Annotated in this window: 27 protein-coding genes; 16 read left to right on the top strand and 11 right to left on the bottom strand. The window is 51.4% G+C overall.

Going from position 1 to position 26,014, the window contains the following annotated elements:
* Window positions 1-88: 88 nt before the first annotated feature.
* The 4 genes from ABIE10_RS02990 (at window position 89) to ABIE10_RS02975 (ending at window position 4,758) form a co-directional block, all read left to right on the top strand.
* A complete protein-coding gene (locus ABIE10_RS02990; protein ID WP_016153055.1) occupies window positions 89-415 on the top strand; it encodes a YnfA family protein in 327 nt (108 codons plus the stop codon).
* A 107-nt stretch (window positions 416-522) separates the two neighbouring features.
* A complete protein-coding gene (gene rspA, locus ABIE10_RS02985; protein ID WP_429154681.1) occupies window positions 523-1,737 on the top strand; it encodes a starvation-sensing protein RspA in 1,215 nt (404 codons plus the stop codon).
* A 60-nt stretch (window positions 1,738-1,797) separates the two neighbouring features.
* The gene (locus ABIE10_RS02980; protein ID WP_049041486.1) at window positions 1,798-3,132 is read left to right on the top strand and encodes an MFS transporter; all 1,335 of its coding nucleotides are present in this window, start codon (window positions 1,798-1,800) and stop codon (window positions 3,130-3,132) included.
* 159 nt (window positions 3,133-3,291) lie between these two features.
* Entirely contained in the window at window positions 3,292-4,758 is a 1,467-nt protein-coding gene (locus ABIE10_RS02975) for a mannitol dehydrogenase family protein (RefSeq protein WP_429154678.1), read from the top strand.
* Between the two features lie 74 nt (window positions 4,759-4,832).
* Here ABIE10_RS02975 and ydfZ read toward each other — a convergent pair whose 3' ends face one another.
* The 3 genes from ydfZ to ydfG all read right to left on the bottom strand — a co-directional run bounded on the left by ydfZ (window position 4,833) and on the right by ydfG (window position 6,744).
* Window positions 4,833-5,036 carry a putative selenium delivery protein YdfZ gene (gene ydfZ, locus ABIE10_RS02970; protein ID WP_003032393.1) on the bottom strand — a complete coding sequence of 68 codons (204 nt, stop codon included), beginning with the start codon at window positions 5,034-5,036 and terminating at the stop codon, window positions 4,833-4,835.
* A gap of 188 nt (window positions 5,037-5,224) precedes the next feature.
* A complete protein-coding gene (locus ABIE10_RS02965; RefSeq protein WP_016153060.1) occupies window positions 5,225-5,911 on the bottom strand; it encodes a GntR family transcriptional regulator in 687 nt (228 codons plus the stop codon).
* A gap of 86 nt (window positions 5,912-5,997) precedes the next feature.
* Window positions 5,998-6,744, bottom strand: coding sequence for a bifunctional NADP-dependent 3-hydroxy acid dehydrogenase/3-hydroxypropionate dehydrogenase YdfG (gene ydfG, locus ABIE10_RS02960; protein WP_016153061.1), 747 nt, complete (start codon window positions 6,742-6,744; stop codon window positions 5,998-6,000).
* Window positions 6,745-6,881: 137 nt separating this feature from the next.
* On the opposite strand from ydfG, the gene dcp reads away from it, so the two are divergent.
* Window positions 6,882-8,927 carry a peptidyl-dipeptidase Dcp gene (gene dcp, locus ABIE10_RS02955; protein ID WP_429154675.1) on the top strand — a complete coding sequence of 682 codons (2,046 nt, stop codon included), beginning with the start codon at window positions 6,882-6,884 and terminating at the stop codon, window positions 8,925-8,927.
* 166 nt (window positions 8,928-9,093) lie between these two features.
* On the opposite strand, the gene ABIE10_RS02950 is transcribed toward dcp, so the two are convergent.
* Together ABIE10_RS02950 and mgtS are read right to left on the bottom strand one after the other, a co-directional pair.
* Window positions 9,094-9,267: a YnfU family zinc-binding protein gene (locus tag ABIE10_RS02950; protein ID WP_213083734.1), complete on the bottom strand. Its 174-nt coding sequence runs from the start codon at window positions 9,265-9,267 to the stop codon at window positions 9,094-9,096.
* Window positions 9,268-9,667: 400 nt separating this feature from the next.
* Complete coding sequence (mgtS, locus tag ABIE10_RS02945; RefSeq protein ID WP_003032406.1) at window positions 9,668-9,763, bottom strand: protein MgtS; 96 nt, start codon at window positions 9,761-9,763, stop codon at window positions 9,668-9,670.
* Window positions 9,764-10,249: 486 nt separating this feature from the next.
* On the opposite strand from mgtS, the gene urtA reads away from it, so the two are divergent.
* Genes urtA through urtE form a run of 5 tightly spaced genes read left to right on the top strand, consistent with a single transcriptional unit; the run spans window position 10,250 to window position 15,717 of the window.
* Entirely contained in the window at window positions 10,250-11,521 is a 1,272-nt protein-coding gene (gene urtA, locus ABIE10_RS02940; RefSeq protein ID WP_016156478.1) for an urea ABC transporter substrate-binding protein, read from the top strand.
* Window positions 11,522-11,564: 43 nt separating this feature from the next.
* Window positions 11,565-13,139, top strand: a complete 1,575-nt coding sequence (gene urtB, locus ABIE10_RS02935) for an urea ABC transporter permease subunit UrtB (RefSeq protein WP_429154671.1) — start codon at window positions 11,565-11,567, stop codon at window positions 13,137-13,139.
* On the top strand, window positions 13,139-14,212 hold the full coding sequence (gene urtC, locus ABIE10_RS02930) for an urea ABC transporter permease subunit UrtC (RefSeq protein WP_016153066.1): 1,074 nt from the start codon (window positions 13,139-13,141) through the stop codon (window positions 14,210-14,212). The genes urtB and urtC overlap by 1 nt, the downstream gene beginning before the upstream one ends.
* On the top strand, window positions 14,212-15,009 hold the full coding sequence (gene urtD, locus ABIE10_RS02925) for an urea ABC transporter ATP-binding protein UrtD (RefSeq protein WP_153690373.1): 798 nt from the start codon (window positions 14,212-14,214) through the stop codon (window positions 15,007-15,009). The genes urtC and urtD overlap by 1 nt, the downstream gene beginning before the upstream one ends.
* A gap of 9 nt (window positions 15,010-15,018) precedes the next feature.
* A complete protein-coding gene (gene urtE / locus ABIE10_RS02920; RefSeq protein WP_191221169.1) occupies window positions 15,019-15,717 on the top strand; it encodes an urea ABC transporter ATP-binding subunit UrtE in 699 nt (232 codons plus the stop codon).
* A gap of 49 nt (window positions 15,718-15,766) precedes the next feature.
* On the opposite strand, the gene ydeE is transcribed toward urtE, so the two are convergent.
* The gene (gene ydeE / locus ABIE10_RS02915) at window positions 15,767-16,954 is read right to left on the bottom strand and encodes an efflux MFS transporter YdeE (RefSeq protein WP_191221168.1); all 1,188 of its coding nucleotides are present in this window, start codon (window positions 16,952-16,954) and stop codon (window positions 15,767-15,769) included.
* 198 nt (window positions 16,955-17,152) lie between these two features.
* On the opposite strand from ydeE, the gene eamA reads away from it, so the two are divergent.
* Window positions 17,153-18,052, top strand: coding sequence for an O-acetylserine/cysteine exporter (eamA, locus tag ABIE10_RS02910; protein WP_019076776.1), 900 nt, complete (start codon window positions 17,153-17,155; stop codon window positions 18,050-18,052).
* 31 nt (window positions 18,053-18,083) lie between these two features.
* Here the strand turns inward: eamA and marB are convergent, their stop codons facing one another.
* Genes marB through marR form a run of 3 tightly spaced genes read right to left on the bottom strand, consistent with a single transcriptional unit; the run spans window position 18,084 to window position 19,169 of the window.
* Complete coding sequence (gene marB, locus ABIE10_RS02905) at window positions 18,084-18,302, bottom strand: multiple antibiotic resistance protein MarB (RefSeq protein WP_016153071.1); 219 nt, start codon at window positions 18,300-18,302, stop codon at window positions 18,084-18,086.
* Between the two features lie 30 nt (window positions 18,303-18,332).
* Window positions 18,333-18,716 (bottom strand): MDR efflux pump AcrAB transcriptional activator MarA, encoded by a 384-nt coding sequence (gene marA / locus ABIE10_RS02900; protein WP_003032424.1) that lies wholly within the window; start codon window positions 18,714-18,716, stop codon window positions 18,333-18,335.
* 18 nt (window positions 18,717-18,734) lie between these two features.
* Complete coding sequence (marR, locus tag ABIE10_RS02895; RefSeq protein ID WP_016156485.1) at window positions 18,735-19,169, bottom strand: multiple antibiotic resistance transcriptional regulator MarR; 435 nt, start codon at window positions 19,167-19,169, stop codon at window positions 18,735-18,737.
* A gap of 257 nt (window positions 19,170-19,426) precedes the next feature.
* Between marR and ABIE10_RS02890 the strand changes: the two genes are divergently transcribed.
* A complete protein-coding gene (locus tag ABIE10_RS02890) occupies window positions 19,427-20,092 on the top strand; it encodes a MarC family NAAT transporter (RefSeq protein WP_016153073.1) in 666 nt (221 codons plus the stop codon).
* Between the two features lie 35 nt (window positions 20,093-20,127).
* Here the strand turns inward: ABIE10_RS02890 and ABIE10_RS02885 are convergent, their stop codons facing one another.
* Both ABIE10_RS02885 and ptrR read right to left on the bottom strand, forming a co-directional pair.
* Window positions 20,128-21,324, bottom strand: a complete 1,197-nt coding sequence (locus tag ABIE10_RS02885; protein WP_019076778.1) for a sugar transporter — start codon at window positions 21,322-21,324, stop codon at window positions 20,128-20,130.
* A gap of 221 nt (window positions 21,325-21,545) precedes the next feature.
* Complete coding sequence (gene ptrR, locus ABIE10_RS02880; RefSeq protein ID WP_016153075.1) at window positions 21,546-22,421, bottom strand: putrescine utilization regulator PtrR; 876 nt, start codon at window positions 22,419-22,421, stop codon at window positions 21,546-21,548.
* Between the two features lie 102 nt (window positions 22,422-22,523).
* Between ptrR and sad the strand changes: the two genes are divergently transcribed.
* The 4 genes from sad to ABIE10_RS02860 all read left to right on the top strand — a co-directional run bounded on the left by sad (window position 22,524) and on the right by ABIE10_RS02860 (window position 25,982).
* Entirely contained in the window at window positions 22,524-23,912 is a 1,389-nt protein-coding gene (gene sad, locus ABIE10_RS02875; protein ID WP_131405913.1) for a succinate-semialdehyde dehydrogenase, read from the top strand.
* Between the two features lie 175 nt (window positions 23,913-24,087).
* Window positions 24,088-25,014 (top strand): glutaminase B, encoded by a 927-nt coding sequence (gene glsB / locus ABIE10_RS02870; RefSeq protein ID WP_016153077.1) that lies wholly within the window; start codon window positions 24,088-24,090, stop codon window positions 25,012-25,014.
* The gene (locus tag ABIE10_RS02865; protein ID WP_016153078.1) at window positions 25,014-25,373 is read left to right on the top strand and encodes a DUF4186 domain-containing protein; all 360 of its coding nucleotides are present in this window, start codon (window positions 25,014-25,016) and stop codon (window positions 25,371-25,373) included. The genes glsB and ABIE10_RS02865 overlap by 1 nt, the downstream gene beginning before the upstream one ends.
* Window positions 25,374-25,454: 81 nt before the next feature.
* Window positions 25,455-25,982 carry a GNAT family N-acetyltransferase gene (locus ABIE10_RS02860; protein ID WP_153690369.1) on the top strand — a complete coding sequence of 176 codons (528 nt, stop codon included), beginning with the start codon at window positions 25,455-25,457 and terminating at the stop codon, window positions 25,980-25,982.
* Window positions 25,983-26,014: the final 32 nt, after the last annotated feature.

The following is a 26,014-nucleotide window of genomic DNA, read 5'->3' as shown; positions in this document are numbered from 1 at the left end:
CTTGCGGGCATACCCACTCAGCGGAGATGGATACGCTAACGACATTCTGTCGTATCATGGTTAAACCGAAGGTAACTGAATAACATCAATGCTTAAGACCACATTCCTTTTTTTCATCACCGCGTTATGCGAAATCATTGGCTGCTTTTTACCCTGGCTCTGGCTTAAGCGAGGGGCTACGGCCTGGCTGCTGATACCCGCCGGGATGTCACTGGCCTTATTCGTCTGGTTACTGACGCTGCATCCGGCAGCAAGCGGGCGTGTGTACGCGGCCTATGGTGGAGTTTACGTGGTGACAGCGTTGCTTTGGCTACGTATTGTTGACGGCGTAAAACTTAGCCTGTACGACTGGTCAGGCGCGCTGGTGGCATTGTGCGGCATGCTGATTATTGTGGCGGGATGGGGGCGCGCATAGCGCCTTTTTTGTGATCAATCAGCGCTTTTTTGATCTTCATACTTGTATGGTAGTAGCTCAGTTGGGTAAATTTCCTGCATCACAAGAACAAATGCAAGGAATAAGAGATGAAGATTGTTGGGGCTGAAGTGTTTGTCACCTGTCCGGGGCGTAATTTTGTCACGTTGAAAATTACGACAGACGATGGGATCACTGGGCTGGGAGATGCGACGTTAAACGGACGCGAGTTATCCGTAGCGTCCTATCTGAAAGATCATGTTTGTCCGCAACTGATTGGTCGCGATGCGCACCGAATTGAGGACATCTGGCAGTTTTTCTACAAAGGCGCGTACTGGCGTCGTGGTCCGGTCACCATGTCGGCGATTTCCGCGGTGGATATGGCATTGTGGGACATCAAAGCGAAAGCGGCGAATATGCCATTGTACCAGTTGCTCGGCGGTGCATCTCGTGAAGGCGTTATGGTTTACTGTCACACCACAGGCCATACCGTTGATGACGTACTCGAAGATTATGCGCGCCATAAAGAGATGGGCTTTAAAGCAATTCGCGTGCAGTGCGGCGTGCCGGGTATGAAAACCACTTACGGTATGTCTAAAGGCAAAGGACTGGCCTACGAACCCGCCACCAAAGGGCAGTGGCCAGAAGAGCAGTTATGGTCAACGGAGAAATACCTCGATTTCACGCCAACACTTTTTGAAGCCGTGCGCGACAAGTTTGGTTTCAACGAACATCTTCTGCACGATATGCACCACCGTCTGACGCCAATTGAAGCGGCCCGTTTCGGCAAAAGCATCGAGCAATACCGTCTGTTCTGGATGGAAGATCCAACCCCGGCTGAAAACCAGGAATGCTTCCGCCTGATCCGCCAGCATACGGTCACGCCGATTGCGGTAGGGGAAGTTTTCAACAGCATCTGGGACTGCAAACAGCTTATCGAAGAACAATTGATCGACTATATCCGCACCACCATCACCCATGCGGGCGGTATCACTGGCATGCGTCGAATTGCCGATTTTGCGTCGCTGTATCAGGTACGTACCGGTTCGCATGGACCTTCCGATCTGTCCCCAGTATGCATGGCCGCTGCGTTGCACTTTGATCTGTGGGTGCCGAACTTCGGCGTACAGGAGTATATGGGGTATTCCGAGCAAATGTTGGAAGTGTTCCCGCACAACTGGACCTTTGATAACGGCTATATGCATCCAGGAAACAAACCAGGTCTTGGGATCGAGTTTGATGAAAAGCTGGCGGCGAAATACCCGTATGACCCTGCATATCTGCCTGTTGCTCGTCTGGAAGATGGCACGTTGTGGAACTGGTAAATATAAATTTTACGTACGAAAGATGTTGATTAACTCAATACCCTACAGAAGGTAAAACTTATGGTTAGTTCAGTCGATATTAAAAATAACGTAGATAATAAACCCATTATTCGCAGAGTGGCTTCAGCCTCCGCAATTGGTACTGCTGCCGAATACTATGACTTCTTTGCATATGGGACAGCAGCCGTACTCTTTTTTGGTCATTTATTTTTTCCAAGTGACGATCCGTTAATTAGTACGCTGGCTGCTTTTGCAACCTATGCCGTTGGTTTCCTGGCTAGACCATTAGGAGGAATTGTCTTTGGGCATATTGGCGATAAGGTCGGGCGCAAAAAAGCACTGGTTATTACTATATTAATCGTTGGCTTAGGGACATTCTGTATTGGGTTGTTACCTACATATGAAAAAATAGGTGTATGGGCTCCAGCTTTACTTATATTTATTCGTGTATTACAGGGCTTTGGTGTTGGAGGAGAACAAGCCGGTGCAGTATTGATGACTGCTGAATATTCTGAGCCCAAACATCGTGGATTTTTTTCGAGTTGGGTTCAAATCGGTGCCCCAGTTGGTTTTCTTCTGCCGTTAGCACTCTTTGCGTTGTTAAATGCCACACTTTCTCCAGAGGCAATGATGGATTACGGGTGGCGTATACCGTTCCTGTTAAGTCTGTTGCTGGTTATTGTTGGGTTATTTATCCGCTTAAAAATTGATGAATCACCAGTCTTTGCTCAGATTAGGGAGACAAAAGCAGAAGAATCACGTCCATTAGTTGAAGTTATCCGTGATTTTCCGGGAATTGTCGTTAAGGGAGTATGTGCGAAGCTGATTGAGGCTTGCACATTTGCAATGTTTACAGTGATTGTCCTTGCATACGGTAAGGCAAACAATCTCGATGCAAATATCTTGATGGAGACAATGATTGTTGCGGTGATTATAGAAATAATTGCAATACCGATGATGGGCTCGCTATGCGATAAAATTGGGCGTAAACCAGTTTATATTATCGGCGCATTGCTCCAGGTTGTTATGATTATTCCTTTCTTCCTTGCAATCAATCAGGATAGCTTTTGGCTTACGCAAATAGTAATGATCCTGGTACTGAGCGTTGGGCATAGTATGTGTTATGCACCTCAGGCATCTTATTTCCCAGAGCTTTTCCCGACTCATATTCGCTGTAGCGGAATAGCATTAATTTGGCAGTTGGGATCGCTAATTGGTAGTGGGATTCTTGGTTTAGTAGCAGTAAAAATTCTGCAAGTAACTGGTGGACATTATTATGGACTCGCAACCTATGTGATTGTACTTGGCGTCATCTCAGTTATTGGTTTGCTGATGATGCCGGAAACTGCACCGCAAAGGCTTAAACGTGAATACCAGCAGTGGCAGAAACATTAATATCCTTTGGCGGCAATATGCCGCCAAATTTACCTTTTATGGTACACAGCTTTAAGTGATGTCATACCAATCATAAAAAGCTTAATGCAAATCAAAACATACAACCATACAGGCGTTACTCTGAATCAATCCTGATTTCATTGATAAGTAGGTCATACCATGCAAAACAAGCTCTTAACGGCAAAGGCTGCACTTCCCGACTACGATCGTACAAAACTGGTCCCGCGTATTGTCCATCTGGGGTTTGGCGCATTTCACCGCGCACATCAGGGGGTTTACGCTGACATTCTCGCTGCAGATCACGGCAGTGACTGGGGCTATTGCGAAGTGAACCTGATTGGCGGCGAGCAGCAGATTGCCGATCTGAAACAGCAAGATAACCTGTATACCGTTGCAGAAATGTCCGCAGATGCTTGGACTGCAAGAGTCGTGGGCGTGGTGAAAAATGCGCTGCATGCGCAGGTTGATGGGCTGGAAAGCGTACTGGCTGCGATGAGTGAACCGCAGGTTGCGATTGTTTCTCTGACCATTACCGAGAAAGGGTATTGCCATTCTCCGGCGACCGGTCAATTGATGTTAGACAACCCGATGATTGCTGCCGATCTACAAAATCCAAAACAGCCAAAAACTGCGCCAGGCGTTGTGGTTGAGGCGCTTGCACGCCGCAAAGCTGCGGGGTTACCCGCTTTTACCGTGATGTCCTGCGACAACATGCCGGAAAACGGTCATGTGATGCGCAATGTTGTCACCGCGTATGCCCGGGCGGTGGATGCGGAACTGGCTGCGTGGATCGAACAACATGTCACATTCCCGTCGACAATGGTTGACCGCATTGTCCCTGCAGTTACCCAGGATACGCTGGACAAAATTGAACACATTACCGGCGTACGCGACCCGGCAGGCGTGGCATGTGAACCGTTCCGTCAGTGGGTTATTGAAGATAAGTTTGTCGCTGGTCGCCCTGAATGGGAGAAGGCGGGAGCGGAGCTGGTTGCTGATGTCATTCCGTTTGAAGAGATGAAACTGCGTATGCTCAACGGCAGCCACTCTTTCCTTGCTTATCTGGGTTATCTGGCGGGATATCAGCACATTAACGATTGCATGGGCGATGAAAATTATCGCCTCGCCGCGCGCGCGCTGATGTTGCAGGAACAAGCGCCCACGTTAAAAGTGAAAGGAGTGGATCTTCCGCACTATGCCGATCTGTTAATTGAGCGCTACAGCAACCCGGCACTGCGTCATCGCACCTGGCAGATCGCGATGGACGGCAGTCAAAAACTGCCGCAGCGTATGCTGGACTCCATTCGCTGGCACATTGTGCACGGTAGCCACTTTGAACTGCTGGCGCTGGGCGTGGCTGGCTGGATGCGTTACGTCGGTGGTGTGGATGATCAGGGTCAGGCGATTGAAATCAGCGATCCGCTGTTACCGGTGATCCAGAAAGCGGTGCATAGCAGTAACGAGGGCGAAGATCGTGTCCAGGCGCTGCTGGCGATCGATGCTATTTTTGGTCGTGAACTGCCGCAGGTAGAATTGTTCAAGAATCAGGTCACACAAGCCTATCTTGCTTTACTGGCTGAAGGGGCGAAGGCAACCGTTGCGAAGTATGCTGCAAAACTGAAGTAACGAGAACATCATTTAAGTCGCCATCTGGCTATAAACGGGCCAGATGGCGCATTGTTTTCTGGCATTCACACCAATTAGTTCATGCCCAAACGAATCAGTTCGAGGGGGGCATATTTACCTTCACACCCTTCGATTTCCACTGTTTTCCCGCGGCGAATTTGCTCAGCGGTCAGGCCATCGGTATCTATCGCTGTAATGCGGCCTGTAAGTCCGGTGTCGCTAATCATGACGCGGCTGCCAGTGGTGATTGCGTTACGGTTACGATCGTATGTTTTCATGGTGTTTTCTCCTTTCCAACTTACCGTCAAAGCCCGTGGTCTCTAGTCCCACGTAACGGGCGCAATATAAATACGCTTCTCGTTAATGATTTTTTTTGTTTTCGATCAAAATCACAGCTTTTTTTATGCAGATGTGCGGGAGAGGGGAAGGCAGGAGAAACTCACCTCGGTGTGAGGTGAGCGTAATATTAATCTTCGCTGAACCAGTCGCTATTTTCCTGACGGATTAGCTGAACGGACTCACCAATTTCCTGGAGATGCAGCATCATTGCGCGCTCAACGGCATCGCCATCATGTTTCTCAAGTGCGGTAAAAATATCGTGATGCTGACGCAGCAGCATTTCAGGCGGAGAGATATGATCCAGGCTCATATAGCGAACGCGGTCAATCGTGGCCTTAATATTCTCAACGGTGTCCCAGGCGAGCTGGCACTCGGCGATTAAAGCCAGTTTCTGATGAAATTCGTCATCAAGCTGGAAGAAATCATTGATTTGTTTTCGATCAATCGCGATGCGCTGTTGATGCAGATTTTGCTCGAGCTGATAGCACTGTTTATCGGTGATCAGTGATGCGGCGCGGCGGACCACGGCACATTCAATTGCCTGGCGAACAAAACAGCCGTTCTGCACCTGCGACAGCGAAATTTTGTTTACGTAGCTGCCACGCTGCGGGCGGATCTGAATCAGACCGTTCTCTGCCAGTTTGATGAATGCTTCTCGTACCGGCTGGCGTGACACATTAAAGCGTACGGAAACCTCTTTCTCCGACAGCGGCGTACCGGGTGCAATCAGACAGTGCACGATATCACGACGAAGAATACGGTAAATCTGTTGATTTACCGGTTGTGTAGGGTTGAGCTGCGTTTCTACGGTCATTCATTCTTACTTTTTAGAGAGTTAACCCGGAGATCTTATCACTTATTTCAGGCTATCTATACCCGGCGCAAGGCCGGGCAGAGAAATTAGCTCCGATGAATACTCAGTCCGGCAAAGGACTGTGTGACAGGCATCATTTCAAGGGTGTTAATGTTGACATGAGCGGGTAAGGACGCCACCCACCATACCGCTTCTGTAACATCTTGCGGGGTCAGCGCAGTGGTATTTTCGTAGGCTTTTTCAGCTTTAGCGTCATCGCCTTTGAAACGTACGTTAGAGAATTCCGTACCGCCAACCAGACCCGGTTCAATGTCGGTAACGCGAATCGCAGTGCCATGTAAGTCAGTACGTAAATTCAGGCTAAACTGGCGAACAAACGCTTTGGTCGCACCGTAGACGTTCCCGCCAGCGTATGGCCAACTTCCCGCGGTAGAACCGATATTGATAATATGACCGCGGTTGCGCTCAACCATGCCTGGCAGAACGGCACGGGTCATATAAACCAGACCTTTGTTGTTGGTGTCGATCATATTTTCCCAGTCTTCAACGCTGGCCTTGTGGGCTGGCTCAAGGCCCAGCGCCAGACCCGCGTTGTTGACCAGAACATCAATATCGCGCCATTCAGCGGGTAAGGCGTTCAGCATCTCTTCAATTGATGCACGATTACGTACGTCCAGTTGCGCGGTATAGAGGCGGTCACCCAGCTCATCTTTGAGTTCCTGCAGGCGCTCCTGGCGGCGTCCGGTGGCAATAACTTTATGCCCATTCTCAATAAAACGACGCGTAATGCACTCACCAAAACCTGCGGTTGCTCCGGTTACTAAAACGATCATCTCACTGTTCCTCAACGCTTTTTATGTAGTACTACCATAGCACGTCATTTCCGTTCAGAGCTATTCCTGCTTAACGCGATTGCGGTCGATTCCCGGGAAGTCTACTCTGGTATACAAATCGTTTTCAGGAGTGAAAGATGTCGTTAACGAATCCATTTTTACACCACAGCACATTGCCGTATCAGGCACCGCAGTTTGATCAGATCGACGTGCAGCATTATCGTCCAGCGTTTGATGAAGGCGTGCGGCAAAAACGCGCCGAGATCGACGCTATTGTGCAAAACTCACAGGTTCCTGATTTTGCTAATACGTTGCTGGCGCTTGAACAAAGCGGGGGGCTGCTCACGCGCGTGACCAGCGTTTTCTTCGCGATGACGGCGGCGCACACCAACGATGAACTACAGCGCCTTGACGAAGAGTTTTCCGCAGAGCTGGCGAACCTTGCCAATGATATTTATCTCAATGGCGCGCTTTTCGCCCGTGTCGAAGCCGTCTGGCAGAGGCGTGGTACGTTAAGTCTGGATAGCGAATCAATACGTCTGCTGGAGGTCGTGTATCAGCGTTTTGTACTGGCCGGCGCCCGTCTGAACGAGACCGATAAAGCCAAACTTAAAGCGCTCAATACGGAGTCAGCCACGCTGACCAGCCAGTTCAATCAACGGTTGCTGGCAGCAAACACGTCAGGTGCTATGGTGGTGGATGATATCCGGCATCTGGAGGGGCTCAGCACAGAAGAAATTGCCGTTGCCGCCGAAGCTGCAAGGGCGAAAGGGCTTGAAGCGCGTTGGGTTATCCCGCTATTAAACACAACACAGCAACCGGCGCTTGTGGTTTTACGCGATCGTCAGACCCGCGAAAAACTGTTCACCCGCGCATGGACGCGGGCTGAAAATGATGATGCCAACGACACGCGAGCTATTATTCAGCGACTGGTAGCAATCCGGATGCAGCAGGCGCAACTGCTTGGTTTTGCCAATTACGCAGCCTGGAAAATTGCCGACCAGATGGCAAAAACGCCGGAAGCGGCACTGACATTTATGCGATCTATTGTTCCAGCCGCGCGGGCGCGGGCGTTGGATGAGCAGGCTGAAATCCAGAACGTTATCTTTCAAGAACACGAGTCGTTTAGCGCCGAGGCCTGGGACTGGTCGTTTTATGCCGAGCAGGTCCGTCGTGAGAAATATGACCTTGATGAGGCACAGCTCAAACCTTACTTTGCCCTGGATTCGGTGCTGAACGAGGGCGTTTTCTGGACGGCCAATCAACTCTTTGGCATCAAATTCGTTGAACGATTCGATATTCCGGTTTATCACCCGGATGTTCGGGTATGGGAAATATTCGATCATGATGGCGTAGGGTTGGCGCTATTTTACGGTGATTTCTTTGCCCGGGAATCAAAAAGCGGCGGAGCCTGGATGGGCAATTTTGTCGAGCAATCGCTGCTTAACGAAACCAGACCGGTTATTTACAACGTCTGTAATTATCAAAAACCAGCACAGGATCAGCCTGCATTGCTGCTGTGGGATGATGTTATTACGCTATTTCATGAATTTGGACATACATTGCACGGTCTGTTCGCCACTCAGCGTTATGCCACGCTTTCTGGAACCAACACTCCGCGTGATTTTGTCGAGTTTCCTTCACAGATCAACGAACACTGGGCGAGCCATCCTCAGGTCTTTGCCCGTTTTGCCCGACATGTTGATACCGGGGAGCAAATGCCGCAGGCATTGCGGAATAAAATGCAGCGGGCCAGTCTGTTTAACAAAGGTTACGACATGACCGAACTGCTCAGCGCTGCATTGCTGGATATGCGCTGGCACTCTCTGGAGTTGAGCGAGTCATCTCATCCGGTCGATCAATTTGAACAGCAGGCGCTGGCGGCGGAAGGTTTGGATCTCAAGGCTGTGCCGCCGCGTTATCGCAGCAGTTATTTTGCCCATATCTTCGGTGGCGGTTATGCCGCAGGTTATTATGCCTATCTGTGGACGCAAATGCTGGCCGATGACGGCTATCAGTGGTTCGTAGAGCAGGGCGGATTAACCCGTGAAAACGGACAGAAATTCCGCGAAGCAATTTTGTCCCGCGGAAACAGCACTGATTTAACTGAACTTTATCGCCAGTGGAGCGGGCGTGAACCGCGTATGGAACCCATGCTGGAACATCGTGGCTTGAGCGCTTAAGACTGGTCAGCCAGAAAATTGAACCGGGCGTGGTGCCCGGTTGTTAGCTGGATTTTTTCTTCAGCAAAATGAATCGTTGTTGGGTATTGATGCCTTGCATCTCATAGAGACGCTCGGGTAGGGAGTGCTGCTGGTGAAAGGTCGGCATTGTTTTCCTGTTCTTACGTTACTTGACTGGTTTGCTTTGGGAAGGAAGGTAGGTATTGCCGCAGTTGGGGCAGACTAACGTTATGTTGTTTTTTATTCTCGACAGGCTGTGCATTGACTGGCGGCAGCAGTGAGGACAGGTACTTTTCACTGGTCGTAAAGTACGCATCTTAATATCTTTGAGTATCGACATATTGATTGTCCTTGTGATGGGGTGCTTACCATACACTATGAAGCAATAAATAGCTCATTTTATAACCATTGCGATAACATGGATTACTGTACGGTTTGCAAGAATCTCATTAGCGGCCAACATGTCTTATAGAAGGTAGTTACGTTTCGTTTAACGTTCATTGGGGTTGTCGATGATAGATTAGCCAACTATCCGTTATCTTCGCAGGGAATTGCCAGGTAGCGTATAAAAGCAAAACACAAATCTATCCATGCAAGCATTTACCGCTGGTTTATCCGGCGGTTTTTTTTTATCTGTACATCAGGGAAAAGGTGCCGGGAAGGGGAATTCAGGTAAAAAAATGGCCCCTTGTGCAGCTACGCAGCAAGGGGCCGGGTCGGTTCAGGACTATCTCCGTTCATCAATCATCCCATCTGTGGCTAAAATACGCGGCCAGGAAACCGGAAAATAAAATAATTCCCAGAACAGCCATAAAAATATTCATATTACCCAGCATAGTAAATGCTCCTTTATTTGTGAGTTTCCTCTCTTACCTTAAGTTCACCTCGCTTATGACTATAGTAGCAATTCAATCTTAAACAAAGGCTGAACTGTGTGATTATTTCGGCGGAAAAGTAAAATTTTGACGTGATTACGTCGGGAAAAATAAATAATAGTGACAAGGCACGGTTATCTGCGAACAAATAACCACGTTTTTATACCGGGGCACGCCGTTATGACCGTGTGTGACAGACACAGATTGTTGCACGTTTATAATGCAGAGTTGTCTCATTGTGGTTCAATCTTTCACGCGATTAATCCTTCTGGCGGCAAAAATTAATACTGATTTTTGTGCCTAAAATTCTAACTAATTGATTTTATATGATGTTTAAATATCTGGCATCGTTTTTGCCTTATCACTTCTGAATACCCTTAATTTGCACCGTTTTGTCTGCCCGGCTGCACCGGAGCTTTCAACAAGACTAATTTCAGGAGTGAAACTATGCAGCGTCGTACATTTTTAAAAGCTTTTGCGCTTTCCGCCTCTGTTGTCGCAATGGGAATGAGTTTTAGCGTTCAGGCGGCCGACACTATTAAGGTTGGCATCATGCATTCGTTATCCGGCACCATGGCTATTTCCGAAACGCCGCTGAAAGATGTGGCGTTGATGACTATTAATGAAATCAATGCGCAGGGCGGTGTATTGGGCAAAAAGCTGGAACCGGTGGTGGTTGACCCGGCTTCGAACTGGCCGTTATTTGCTGAAAAAGCACGTCAGTTACTGAGCCAGGACAAGGTAGCGGCGGTTTTCGGCTGCTGGACATCGGTTTCGCGTAAATCGGTTTTACCGGTATTTGAAGAATTGAACGGTCTGCTGTTTTACCCGGTGCAATATGAAGGTGAGGAGATGTCGCCTAACGTCTTCTATACCGGCGCTGCGCCTAATCAGCAGGCGATCCCGGCGGTTGAGTATCTGATGAGTGAGGACGGCGGCAGCGCTAAGCGCTTCTACCTGCTGGGTACGGACTATGTCTATCCGCGTACGACTAACAAAATTTTACGCGCCTTTTTGCATTCGAAAGGCGTGGCCGATAAAGACATCGAAGAGGTGTATACCCCATTCGGACACAGTGATTACCAGACCATTGTTGCCAGTATTAAAAAATTCGCCGCAGGGGGAAAAACGGCGGTGGTATCGACCATCAACGGGGATTCTAACGTTCCATTCTATAAAGAGTTAGCGAACCAGGGCCTGAAAGCCACGGATGTTCCGGTGGTGGCATTCTCTGTGGGTGAGGAGGAGTTGCGCGGTATCGATACTAAACCGCTGGTGGGCAACCTGGCTGCGTGGAACTACTTTGAGTCCGTAGATAATGCGGCCAACAAGAAGTTCGTCGCAGATTACCGGGCGTATGCTAAAGCGCATAAGCTGCCGAATGCTGATTCGGTGGTGACCAACGACCCTATGGAAGCCACTTATGTTGGCCTGCATATGTGGGCGCAGGCAGTAGAAAAAGCCGGAACTACCGATGTGGATAAAGTCCGGGCGGCTATGGCAGGACAATCATTCGCGGCACCATCAGGATTTACCCTGACCATGGATGCGACCAACCATCACCTGCATAAACCCGTCATGATTGGCGAGATTGAAGGCAACGGCCAGTTTAACGTGGTGTGGCAAACCGAAGCGCCGGTTCGCGCCCAGCCGTGGAGTCCATATATCGCTGGTAATGATAAAAAATCTGAACAGCCCGTTAAAACCGCCAGCAACTGATCTTACGCCCTCCTGCGGGAGGGCAACGCTTTGGAGAATGCTCATGAAAGCCATGCGCTTTATTCGTGGTGTGTTGTTGCTGACGTGGCTTTTGCCGTGGATAGCGCAGGCCGCAGATGCCGATACCTTTACCGCCGCCAACCGGACTCAGCAGGCCGCCTTGCTAGAACAATGGTCGGTAAAACCCGATGTTCAACGCTTGCCGGTGCTCAAAGCGCTGAGTGATGAGAACCTGCTGACAGATAACGCGAAAAACGCGTTCATCATGAACGGCTCGCACGTACAACCGCTAGGAATGGCGGCAGGTCCGAACGGCGAGCTAAAAAAAATCCGCCTGACTAACCGCCTGCGTAATCTGGTTGCCGGAACCTTGGCCGTCCACCAGCTCTTAAGTGACAGTGTCACGCAAAGGGGCGGGGCAGCGCGTACATTACAGCGTGAAGCCCAGCCGGAGATGCTGCCGTTTTTGCAGCAACGACTGGCCCAGGAGCCCGATGCTGACGTGAAATCCTTACTGGCTATTGCACTGGCAAACCTGCAACTGACCAGCACCTCGCCTGAAATCAGACGTCAGGCAATCGTACTGCTAGGGGCGTCGAACGATCCTGAAACCCAGGCGCGTCTGCAGCCATTCACCCATGCTGAACATGAACCTGATGCCCGCGTTCGTGCTGCCGCTGACGAAAGCCTGAATGCCATCGCGCATCGCATGAAGGTTGGCGATCTTCTTGGACAGGCATTTATGGGATTGTCGCTAGGCTCCATTTTGCTGCTGGCGGCATTGGGTCTGGCGATAACCTACGGCTTACTTGGCGTCATTAATATGGCGCATGGTGAGATGTTAATGCTCGGCGCTTACGGTACCTGGATGGTGCAACAGCTGATGGGCCAGTTTTTCCCGCAATGGTTGGCCTGGTATCCGGTTATTGCGCTTCCGGTCGCCTTTTTGCTTACCGCTGGGGTTGGAATGCTACTTGAGCGCGGAGTGATCCGCCATTTATACGGGCGTCCGCTCGAAACCCTGCTGGCAACGTGGGGGATCAGCCTGATGCTTATCCAGTTGGTGCGTATGTCCTTCGGCGCGCAAAACCTTGAAGTCGCTAATCCGGAATGGCTTTCCGGGGGCATTCAGGTTTATGCCAATCTGATTTTGCCGTGGAACCGAATTGTGGTGTTTGGCTTTGCCATTCTGGTGCTGTTCTTCACCTGGCTGTTGTTGAATAAAACCCGTCTCGGACTGCGCGTACGTGCGGTGACGCAAAATCGCAATATGGCGGCCTGCTGCGGCGTACCTACCGGACGTGTGGATATGCTGGCCTTTGGTCTTGGTTCAGGGATTGCCGGACTGGGGGGCGTAGCGCTCTCGCAGTTAGGCAACGTAGGACCGGAGCTGGGGCAAAGCTACATTATCGATTCGTTTCTGGTGGTGGTGCTGGGCGGCGTGGGACAACTCGCGGGGAGTGTAGCCGCTGCGTTTGGGCTTGGGATTTTCAACAAAATTCTTGAGCCTCAGGTGGGAGCGGTTCTCGGTAAGATTATGATTCTGGTGCTGATTATTTTGTTTATTCAGAAACGTCCTCAGGGGCTGTTCGCGTTGAAAGGGAGGGTTATTGACTGATGACGATGCCAATGACATTAACGCTGGCGCGTAAAGCGCCACGCGCGACACGCGTCCTGGGGCTGGGTTTACTGCTGGCGCTGATTATTCTGCCGTTTCTGGCGCTGTTACCTGCGGATCATCCGCTGGCCATATCGGTGTGGACATTGACTCTGGCCGGGAAAATTCTCTGCTATGCCATTGTGGCGGTGGCGCTGGATCTGGTGTGGGGCTATGCGGGAATGCTCTCGCTGGGCCACGGTATTTTCTTTGCGCTGGGGGGATATGCGATGGGAATGTACCTGATGCGCCAGGCTTCCGGCGAAGGATTACCGGCCTTTATGTCGTTTCTGTCGTGGACCGAGCTGCCCTGGTTTTGGTGGGGAACGCAACATTTTATCTGGGCGATGTTGCTGGTTGTGCTGGTGCCGGGCCTGCTGGCGCTGGTATTTGGCTGGTTTGCCTTCCGTTCAAAAATCAAAGGGGTCTATTTCTCCATCATGACTCAGGCCCTGACTTTCGCCGGAATGTTACTGTTTTTCCGCAACGAAACCGGCTTTGGGGGAAATAACGGTTTTACCGGCTTTACCACCATTCTGGGATTTCCGGTGACCGCGACCTCAACCCGTATCGCGCTGTTTCTGGCGACGGTCATGCTGCTGGTGCTGGCAATATGGCTGGGACTGGCGCTGGCCCGCAGTAAGTTTGGTCGAATTCTCACCGCCGTGCGCGACGCCGAGAACCGACTGATGTTCTGTGGTTACGATCCGAAAGGTTTCAAGCTGCTGGTGTGGACGCTTTCCGCCGTGCTGTGCGGCCTGGCGGGGGCGTTGTATGTTCCGCAGGTTGGAATCATTAACCCCAGCGAAATGTCGCCGACCAACTCGATAGAAGCGGCGATTTGGGTTGCCCTTGGCGGGCGTGGAACCCTGATTGGCCCGGTATTTGGCGCCGTACTGGTGAACGGCGCTAAAAGTCTGTTTACCGTCATTATGCCGGAATACTGGCAGCTGTTTCTTGGCCTGATCTTTATTGGCGTTACGCTGTTTTTACCTCGTGGTGTGATGGGTCTGTTTCGCAAGGGAGACAAATAATGCAGCCAGATGAAGGGCTTTTTACTCGCCAGATGCCAGGCGATCGGTTTCGCAACCAAACGGACCCGGTGCTCCAGTTGGAAAAAATTAACGTTAACTTCGATGGATTCCAGGCGTTAACGGATCTCACGCTCAATATTGGCGTTGGGGAGCTGCGTTGCATCATTGGTCCCAACGGTGCCGGAAAAACGACGCTAATGGATGTTATTACCGGCAAAACCAGGCCGCAAAGTGGTCGGGCGATATACGATCAGTCGACCGATTTAACAACGCTGGATCCCATCGCCATTGCACGTCAGGGAATTGGACGGAAATTTCAGAAACCCACGGTATTTGAAGCGTTAACGGTAGAGGAGAATCTGGAGCTGGCGCTGAAAAGTGATAAATCTGTCTGGGGCTCTTTACGGGCGCGCCTCACCGGCGAACAACGGGATCGTATAGATGAAATACTGGTGCTGTTGCGGCTGGGCAACGAGCGGGCCCGCCGCGCCGGGCTACTTTCTCACGGGCAAAAACAGTTTCTCGAAATTGGTATGCTGTTGGTACAGGAGCCGCATTTACTGCTGCTGGATGAACCCGCGGCGGGCATGACGGATGCGGAGACGGAATACACTGCGGAGCTGTTTCGTAAGCTTGCCGGGAAGCACTCGCTGATGGTTGTTGAGCACGATATGGGATTTGTCGAAACCATTGCCGATCGCGTCACGGTCTTACACCAGGGACGCGTTCTGGCTCAGGGAAGTCTGCGCGAAGTGCAGGCCAATGAGCAGGTTATTGAAGTTTATCTCGGGCGTTAAGGAGCACAGATGCTGCAGGTGAAAGAACTGAATCAATATTATGGTGGCAGCCATATTCTGCGAGGTGTGAACTTTGAGGCGCGTATCGGCGAGGTGACATGTCTGCTGGGGCGTAACGGCGTGGGGAAAACGACGCTTCTTAAGTGCCTGATGGGGCTTATTCCTGCCCGCAGTGGGAGTGTGTTCTGGCAGGAGAAAAATGTCACTCACTGGAAGCCGCATCAGCGGGTCAGGGCCGGTGTGGCGTATGTACCACAGGGTCGCGATATTTTCCCGCGTCTGACGGTAGAAGAGAACCTGCTGCTCGGCCTTTCCCGTTTTTCAGCACAGGAGGCCAGACGTGTGCCGGATGATATCTATGCGCTTTTTCCGGTGCTACAGGAGATGAAACATCGGCGGGGCGGAGATTTGTCCGGCGGGCAACAGCAGCAACTGGCGATTGGGCGAGCGCTGGCCAGTCGCCCGCAGTTGTTGATCCTCGATGAGCCCACGGAGGGGATCCAGCCGTCAGTGATTAAAGAAATTGGGCAGGTGATTTCTCAACTGGCGCACCGGGGTGACATGGCCATTTTGCTGGTGGAGCAGTTCTATGATTTTGCGCAGCAACTGGCCGACAAATACTTACTCATGTCGCGAGGCAGCATTATTCAAAGCGGTGACGGTAAAAATATGGAGTCCGACGGCGTTCGAGGGCTGGTCGCCATTTGAGATTCGCGACAGAGGGGCTTTGGCTCTGTCGCGATCATCATTAGCAGAATTAGCAGGCCGCCGTCTGGCCCCAGGGTTTGGCGCGCATGCCTTTTATCATTAGCGCCCAGGCAAGAACGATCGCCACCATCAGCGCCACAAACAGCGACCACGGCGGCAATGTGGTTAAAATGACGCCGCTGACTAATGGGTTTACCGCTGCGCCCAACCAGCCTAACGACTGGGCGGAAAAATAGCTGGCTTTCATTCCTGCAGGCGCGATGTTGTCGATGAGCATGTATTCACCCGGTGCGTAAATGACTTCGCCGATAGTGAAAAAGGCCGCAGAAATGCCCCATAACACCAGGTTGTTGCCGGAGAAGGTAAAGCCAACCAGACCGACCACAAAGAACAGCGTGCCTACAGTCATTAGCGGGCGGATATTGGTGGCGGTGAGCCTGCGCCCGAGGGCATATTGCAGTGATACCACAATGGCGGCGTTGACGGGCAGGACGACTGCTACCACTTTCTCGGCAAAATCGCCGTCTGCAACCACCATAACGTATTGCGAAATACAGGACGCGAAGGCACCACCAACGAATGACGCCAAAAATGCTGACAGCGTAAACCAGAATAATGCTCTGTCGCGTAGCAGTACCGAGGGGGACCAAACTGCCGCGTTCAAACCTTCTGATGCTGCTGGTGAACGCTTTACCCAGGTCTGGATAAACACCAGAGGGAGTGCTGAACATGCAGCAGCGAGCCAGAACGGCAGGTTAATGCTTTGCATCACCAGTAGCGTGCCCAGCGGTGGGCCTACGGTCCAGCCGATGTTCAGCACGGTATAGTTAAGCGAGAAAATTTTTGTCTTGTTGGTCGCCGAGAGATTATCGGCAAACCAGGCTTTCAGCACCGTGGCGAAGACGGAGTAGGCGCAGTTGATCAGGGCAAAGAGCAAAACCACTACCACTACGTTATGCACCAGTGGAATAGCAATAAAGCCAGAGGCAAAGCCGCAGATAGCCAGCAGCATATAGCGTTTTTTATCAAACTTGTCGGCCAGAATACCAAAGCCAAGGCTGAACACGACGCCAATGGTCAGTGCGACCGTCATCGCATAACCGATCAGGTCGACGCTCAGATTGTACTGTCGGCTGAGGTAGATCGTCATAAAGGGCAGCGTGGCGCCACGCCCAATCGTTAATAACAATGATGACGCGAGTAACGCGAGAGTGGACCTTCTCAGAGAGATATTCATTTTCCTGCCCGACAATGCATGTTGTTATGTTTTTTTTAGATATCAGAAACAAATAGCATGCTAAAAGTGTGATGTACACTCAATAAGTTGTCCGAAAATGCCCTGTGTGGCCTACCTGAATTAATGATCTGTTACGGCACAACGATTTCCGTTACTTTAATTTGTTTACAAAAATTTAATATTCGCAGGGGCGGTGGTATGTCGCGTAAAGACGGGTTATTAGCGTTACTGGTCGTTGTGGTTTGGGGGCTGAACTTTGTCGTCATCAAAGTGGGGCTCCACAATATGCCACCGTTAATGCTGGCAGGGTTGCGTTTTTTACTGGTGGCATTTCCGGCGATTTTTTTTGTTGCCCGGCCGAAAATTCCGCTTTCACTGCTGCTCGGCTATGGGCTGACCATCAGTTTTGGGCAGTTTGCGTTTCTCTTTAGCGCCATCAAATTCGGTATGCCTGCCGGGTTAGCTTCTTTGGTATTACAGGCTCAGGCGTTTTTCACCATCATTCTGGGGGCATTCGCCTTTGGTGAACGTTTGCAAGGTAAACAACGGGTAGGGATTGCGCTGGCCATATTTGGCGTGCTGGTGCTGATTGAGGCCAGTCTCAACGGACAGCATGTTGGCATGCTCGGTTTTATGCTGACGTTGGCGGCGGCCCTAAGCTGGGCCAGCGGTAATATCTTTAATAAAAAAATCATGCAGCATACGTCACGCCCGGCGGTGATGTCGTTGGTGGTATGGAGTGCGTTGATTCCTGTTGTCCCATTCTTCCTCGCCTCAATACTTCTCGATGGCCCAACGCAAATTATCCAAAGTCTGGTGACGATAGATATGACCACCATTCTGTCACTGGTTTATCTGGCGTTTGTGGCGACCATTGTGGGTTATGGCATCTGGGGATCTTTACTCGGGCGTTATGAAACCTGGCGTGTCGCGCCGTTGTCGCTGTTGGTGCCGGTTGTTGGACTGGCGAGCGCGGCCGTGCTGCTGGATGAAACGCTTACCGGATTACAACTGCTCGGTGCGCTGCTGATCATGGCAGGATTGTACATTAATGTGTTTGGCTTTCGGTTGCGTAAGACTGCGCAGGCGAGAGGGTAAAAAAAAGCCCCGCAGTGACGGGGCAAAAAAATTACAGGTTGCGCATATTGTAATAAGGCACACCTAATTCGTCGGATTTGTCGCTGCCTGCACCCATATGATTAAAATCGAACGGGGACCGATCGTGCGCAGGCGGCATAATCATCGCGTCACGACTGTTTTGTGTGGCAGGTTGCGCGGTCTGTTCCGCCATGCTCTGGCCCGAAACAACATACAGCAGGGCCAGCATCGCATAAGACAGAAGTTTCATGATTTCCTCGGTTACGTCGTTAACTGGCGATTAGCAATTACATTGATTGAGTGGCAGCAAATAGCGTGATTCGCCGTGCATATTCGTCATACGGTATTTATGCGGCGGAACATCAAAATAGTTTTTGAATGTCCGGGTCAGCGTTTGCTGGGACTCAAAACCGTAACGCTCCGCCAGATAAAGGATCGGCTCGTTACTCTCTTTTAATTTTTGCGCTATTTCAGTCATTTTACGGCTACGGATGTATTGACCCAGTGAATGACCGGTTTCTTTTTTAAACATCCGTTGCAGGTGCCATTTGGAGTAACCTGAACGCTCTGACACCTTTTCCAGCGAGAGCGGCGATTCAAGGTTATTTTCGATCCAGTCCAAAATGCTATGAATAGTGATTGTGTCAGTATTGCGTCTGGACATCGTCATACCTCTTTCTGTTTACGGCAGGATTTTCTTAAGCAAATGCTCAAGCGTGGTCACTTCATCCGCCGTTAAGTTTTTTGTTAGTTCCTGGTGCAGGTCTTGCCCTACTAATTGATGACACTGCTCGCAAATTGCCGCGCCATGCTCGGTGAGTTTCACCAGCACGCCTCGCTTGTCATGTGGATTCGGAAGCCTTTCTATCCAGCCTTTACAGGCCAGCCTGTCCAGCATCCGCGTCAGGGCGCCGAGATCGACAGACAGCACTTTTTTCAATTCGACAGGGGTAATACACACCGCGCAACGGATGGAGCAGAGCACCTTGAACTGTGATGCCGTGATATCCAGCGGTGACAGATAGTCGTTTAGCAAACGATCTTTTTTCTGATTAACCATGTAGATCAAACGACCCAGTGGGATGATTTCGTTAAACAGATCACTGGTGCTTTTCACAATGGTTGCCCTGGCAAGTAGTTAGTCACGGCTGATATTATTGCTTAGGCAAATATAAGTCAAATGAATGGGTCAGCAAATGCCACGTTTTGCTAAATCATCAGACTCAATATCTGGCGAGTGGAATTTTAACGGTTTGAAAATTATGGTTTATACGTGCGGATGAAAAATGAATCCTTACACCGCGAAAATGGCTTATCTCCCGGATTTCACCGTATACTTGCCGTTGACGATTAACGCACAGGAAAGATGACATTATGATGGACTTGTTTAAAGCAATAGGACTGGGGCTGGTAGTCCTGTTACCGTTGGCAAACCCGTTAACCACCGTGGCGTTGTTCCTCGGCCTTGCCGGCAACATGAACAGCGCAGAGCGTAACCGTCAGTCACTCATGGCGTCCGTTTACGTGTTTGCCATCATGATGGTGGCGTATTATGCCGGACAACTGGTGATGAATACCTTCGGGATTTCGATTCCCGGGTTACGTATCGCGGGCGGGTTAATCGTTGCGTTTATCGGCTTTCGAATGTTGTTTCCACAGCAGAAGGCACATGACTCTCCGGAAGCGAGAAGCAAATCAGAAGAACTGGAAGATGAACCGACTGCCAATATTGCATTTGTTCCGCTGGCCATGCCAAGCACCGCGGGTCCGGGTACGATTGCAATGATCATCAGCTCGGCGTCCACCGTGCGTCATGGGGCTGAGTTCCCGGACTGGGTGATAATGGTCGCACCGCCGATTATTTTTGCCGTGGTCGGGGTTATCCTGTGGGGCTGTTTGCGCAGTTCTGGCGGGATCATGCGCCTGGTCGGCAAAGGCGGTATTGAGGCGATCTCCCGACTGATGGGCTTCCTGCTGGTATGTATGGGCGTGCAGTTTATTATTAACGGCGTGCTGGAAATCATTAAAACTTACGCTTAAAACAACGTGCCCGGTATTGTCTACCGGGCACGCTTTTATGAATGCTGAGGCTGCTCTTCCAGTGATACTGGCCATTTACGGAAGATAATCACCGACCATATGAACGCCACAACCGCAGGCACTGCACCTACGTAACCAATCGTAGACATTGACCAGTGCAGACTCACCTGATTTCCCACCAGCGCGCCAGCGCCTATCCCGATATTAAAGATACCAGAGAAAAGGGCCATTGCGACGTCGGTGGCATCCGGGGCCAGCGCCAGCACTTTGACCTGCATACCCAGGCCTATCAACATAATGGCGATGCCCCAGAATATACTCAGGACGGCCAGATGCATTTCGCTGTCCGCTGCGGGCAGTAACAGCACCAGGCACACCGTCAGCAGGGCAATGGCGCTACTAATCAATACGGAAGCATGTTGATTACCCAGCTTGCCAAAAATGACGCTACCGACAATACCTGCGCCACCCAGAACCAGCAGCAGCACGGTGGCAAAGTTTGCGCTCAGCCCGGCGACGGTCTGTACAAACGGTTCGATATAGCTGTAGGCCGTGTAATGCGCGGTGACCACAATCACCGTCAGCAGATACAGGCTCATCAATGCCGGACGGCGGAATAAAACCGGCAGGCTTTTTAATGAACCGGAATGCTCACTGGGTAATTTTGGCAGGAGCTTAATCAAGCAAAGTAGGGTGACTAACGCCCCCATACCGATGGCGAAGAAGGTAGTACGCCAGCCAAAATACTGACCAACGATGCGCCCGATAGGCAGGCCCAGCACCATCGCCAGCGCGGTGCCGGTCGCAATCAGGCTGAGAGCCTGCGCGCGTTTCCCGGCAGGAGCCAGGCGAATCGCCAGCGATGCGGTGATCGACCAGAAAATAGCGTGGGCAAAAGCAATACCAATACGGCTGATCACCAGCACGGTAAAATTCCATGCCAGGAAAGAGAGAACGTGGCTGGCGATAAAAACGACAAACAGGCAGATCAGAAGTTTGCGGCGTTCTACCTGGCTGGTAAGCAGCATGAAAGGCAGCGACATCAGGGCGACAACCCAGGCGTAGATCGTCAGCATGATCCCGACCTGAGCGGTCTGCATATTAAAACTTTGTGCGATGTCGGATAACAAACCGACAGGGACAAACTCAGTGGTATTGAAAATAAAACCGGCAATGGCAAGCGTAACTACCCGAAGCCACGCGACCTTGCGGGAAACAGTGTCTGTTGTCATATCAATTAGGTGGATTAGCTGCGAAAAGGTAAGGCCACGATCTTAAAACTTTTGCTGGCTAAAATACAATCATTTCGTGATGCAGATCCCATTTCATTGACTGGGTGGCAAAATTGACTGCCGAACATTCCGCGTAATTTTAACTGTTTCATTATTAATGAAATTCCGGGCGTGTGAATTCACCCGGAACGCTATTTATGGTGTTGTTTGAGAATCGCGCATTATTCCGTGCTTTTCGACAACTGAGGGTTCAATACCTCAATAAACGCTTCCAGTTGCCTCGTCATTGCCCCTCTGCGCCAGACCAGCCACGTATTCAGCCAGCGCCAGTTTTCGCTTAGCGGCCAGGCGTGGACCTGATGGTGTCCTGGCATGCTCTCCAGCATCGAACGCGGTATCAGCGCGATACCCGCACCGGCAATGACGCAAGCCAGCATGCCGTGATACGACTCCATTTCATGAATGGTGCCAGGCATTGCGCGATCGGCATGAAACCAGCTTTCAAAATGGCGACGATAGGAACAGTTGGCGCGAAAGGCGTAAATGCTGCAACCGTTAACGTCGCTGGCCCGCTGGATAGGGGGATGACCGTGCGGAGTGACTATCATCATCTCTTCACGGTAGACCGGCATTCCTTCAAGACCTGGATGAGTAATTGGGCCGTCGACAAAGGCGGCGTTCAGCGTCCCGTCGAGTACGCCGTCCAGCATCGTGCCTGAAGGACCTGTCGCCAGCGCAAACTGAATTTTGGGGTAACGCTGATTATATTCAGCCAGCGTGGCGGGGATCCGCACAGCGGCAGTACTTTCGAGCGAGCCAAGAGAGAACAATCCCTGCGGTTCATCGCCGGCGACGACCATTCTCGCCTCGTCAACCAGGGCGAGGATCCGCTGGCTGTAGCGTAAAAAATTGTGCCCGGACGGGGAAAGCCGCAAACGCTGATTTTCACGAATAAACAGATCGACGCCAAGGTCGGCTTCAAGCTGGCGAATACGGGTGGTGAGATTGGATGGCACGCGATGCACCTTCGCGGCGGCCTGCGTAATACTGCCTGTCTCCGCGACGGCGTTGAACATTTCCAGTTGCGTCAGATCCATAATATTCTCTGTTCGTGAATGGTGTGGTTAATATTATTCATTTTTCAGAAAGAGTAAATATGCGCATGATATGACCATACCCTGCGATAAAGAGAGGCACTTATGACTATCACAGCAGCAACACATGCGATTTCCGTTAACCCTACCAACGGTGAAAGGTTGGCGGCAATGCCGTGGGCCAGTACTGAAGAGATTGCACATGCGCTGAGCCTTGCAGCGAATGGCTACAGTGAATGGAAACACACTGCCGTTGAGCAGCGTGCGCAAACGCTGCGTCATATCGGGCAGGCTCTGCGTCATCGCGCCGAAGAGATGGCGCAGTGTATCTCACGTGAAATGGGGAAACCCATCAAGCAGGCGCGTGGTGAAGTTGCCAAATCAGCCGCATTGTGTGACTGGTACGCCGAACATGGACCGGCGATGCTCAACCCGGAACCTACGCTGGTGGAGAACAACCAGGCGGTGATTGAGTATCGCCCCGTTGGAACTATTCTGGCGATCATGCCGTGGAACTTCCCGCTCTGGCAGGTACTTCGCGGCGCCATTCCAATTCTGCTGGCCGGAAATGGCTATCTGTTAAAGCATGCGCCAAACGTAACCGGCTGTGCCGCGATTATCGCGCAGGTTTTTGCTGATGCGGGCGTTCCCGCGGGTGTTTATGGTTGGGTGAATGCCGATAACGCCGGGGTAAGTCAGATGATCAATGACCCGCGTATCGCGGCGGTAACGGTGACGGGCAGCGTTCGAGCTGGTGCGGCGATTGGTGCTCAGGCGGGGGCGGCGCTGAAAAAATGCGTGCTTGAACTGGGGGGTTCCGATCCGTTTATTGTCCTTAATGATGCTGACCTCGATCTGGCCGTTAAGGCGGCGGTCGCCGGTCGTTATCAGAACACCGGACAGGTTTGTGCGGCAGCAAAGCGCTTTATTATCGAAGAAGGAATTGCAGCAGAATTTACGGCTCGTTTTGTGGCGGCCGCGAGCGCGCTCAAAATGGGTGACCCGCTGAACGAAGAAAACGATCTGGGTCCGATGGCAAGATTTGATCTGCGCGATGAGCTGCATCAGCAGGTCGAAGCCTCCCTTGCCGAAGGCGCGCGGTTACTTCTCGGCGGGGAAAAAATCGCGGGTCAGGGCAATTACTATGCCGTGACGGTTCTGGGTGATGTCACCCCGGAGATGACGGCTTTTCGTCAGGAGCTGTTTGGCCCGGTTGCAGCGATTACCGTTGCAAAGAATGCGGAACATGCCTTAGCGCTGGCTAATGACAGTGATTTCGGCTTATCAGCCACGGTGTTCACCGCGGATGAAGCTCTGGCGCAGAAGATGGCGTCACGCCTGGAGTGTGGGGGCGTATTTATCAATGGTTACAGCGCCAGCGATGCCCGCGTTGCTTTTGGCGGCGTGAAGAAAAGTGGTTTTGGCCGCGAGCTTTCACACTTTGGTCTGCATGAGTTTTGTAATGTACAGACCGTCTGGAAAAACCGCCTCTGATGGTGTGGGTGCCTCCGACGGGGGCACCGGCCTTAATTCTGCAATATTTCTGTCTACGGCATGAATCTCACCCGCTCATGCAGACCGTGGCCAGATTCCGCCTTCCGGCCTGACGCTGCGTATTCAGCTCTGTTATACTCGCAGGCCTTTCATACCTGCGAGCAAGGAGCATGTTGTGGCCAGGGCCATGGACAATTCAATTTTAGAGACCATTGTGCAGCAGGTTCGTCCGCTGATTGGTCAGGGTAAAGTCGCTGATTACATTCCTGCCTTAGCTTCTGTCGACGGTTCAAAACTGGGTATTGCTATTTGCACCGTCGATGGACAGCACTATCAGGCGGGGGATGCGCAAGAGCGCTTTTCTATTCAGTCAATTTCAAAGGTGCTCAGTCTGGTCGTGGCGATGCGTCACTATCAGGAAGATGAGATCTGGCAACGCGTCGGCAAGGATCCTTCCGGGCATCCTTTTAATTCCCTGGTGCAGTTGGAAATGGAGCAAGGCATCCCACGCAATCCCTTTATCAACGCCGGGGCGCTGGTGGTTTGCGATATGCTGCAAGGACGTCTGAGCGCACCGCGTCAACGGATGCTGGAAGTGGTACGGGCGCTAAGCGGCGTTTCGGATATCGCCTATGATGCGACGGTGGCGCGTTCTGAGTTTGAGCACTCGGCGCGTAACGCGGCTATTGCCTGGCTAATGAAGTCCTTTGGCAATTTTCACCATGACGTGACCACCGTTTTGCAAAATTACTTTCACTACTGCGCACTGAAAATGAGCTGTGTAGAGCTGGCCCGCACGTTCGTCTTTCTGGCGAATCAGGGACATGCTTTTCATCTTGCAGAGCCCGTGGTGACGCCTATGCAAGCCCGGCAGATCAACGCGCTGATGGCGACCAGTGGCATGTATCAGAACGCAGGGGAATTTGCCTGGCGAGTGGGCTTACCGGCGAAATCTGGTGTGGGGGGCGGTATCGTGGCTATCGTGCCTCACGAGATGGCGATTGCCGTCTGGAGTCCGGAACTGGATGCGGCGGGAAATTCGCTGGCGGGTATCGCCGTGCTGGAGCAACTAACGCAACAACTGGGGCGCTCGGTTTACTGATGAACACGCTCGATCCTCTTTTTGCCCGGCTGGCGAAATCAACGTTTCGCTCGCGGTTTCGCCTTGGCCAGAAAGAAAGGCAGTATTGTCTGGATAAAGGCGCGCCGGTTATCGAACAACACGCCACGGATTTTATTGCCAAACGGCTGGCACCCGCGTTTCCTGCCAATGACGGTAAGCAGACACCCATGCGCGGGCATCCGGTATTTATCGCTCAACATGCTACGGCGACCTGTTGTCGGGGATGTCTGGCGAAATGGCATGATATCCCTCAGGGGGTGGCGTTAAACGATGAACAGCAGCGTTACGTTGTCACGGTTATCTATCACTGGCTAGTGATCCAGATGAACAAGCCATAGATAACATAATCCTATGATATGACTCCTTGTGTTGTGTAATTGTTAAAAGCAGTATGAAGGGGTCATTCTAAGGAGAAAAAAATGGCTTCCTGTAAACCCTGCTTTGTGCTGAGCGCGGCCCAGATTCTGTCGAGAATCGGTGAGTTCAGCGATATCCTTGAAACATGCGTCAATGATGGTGCCTCTGTCAGCTTTATGCTCCCTTTTAGTGGTGATAAATCACGGCCTTTCTGGATAAGTGTCGCGCAAAGCGTTGACCGTGGAGAAAGGATTGTTCTGGGTACGCAGAACGCACAGGGGGTGCTTGTCGGTACCGTCCAGCTCATTATCGATCAACCCGAAAACCAACCTCATCGTGCTGATGTCGCCAAGCTGCTGGTTCACCCCTCAGCGCGGCGCGGTGGTGTTGCCCGGACGTTGATGAACGAACTCGAAAACTGCGCGCGTCAGCAAGGGAAAACGCTGCTGGTGCTTGATACAGCGACGGGCAGCAGCGCTGAGTTGTTCTACCACAATTGTGGATGGCAAAAAGTAGGGGTGATACCGGACTATGCAAAAATGCCTGACGGGAAGCTGACCGGGACCACACTTTTCTACAAAACTCTCTAATTTGTCGCCGGGGATTGATCAAAACAGGGTTT

The sequence above is a fragment of the Citrobacter sp. 506 genome, from assembly GCF_050434985.1.
Taxonomy (GTDB): domain Bacteria; phylum Pseudomonadota; class Gammaproteobacteria; order Enterobacterales; family Enterobacteriaceae; genus Citrobacter; species Citrobacter braakii.
This window is presented reverse-complemented; position numbering and strand designations above follow the sequence as displayed.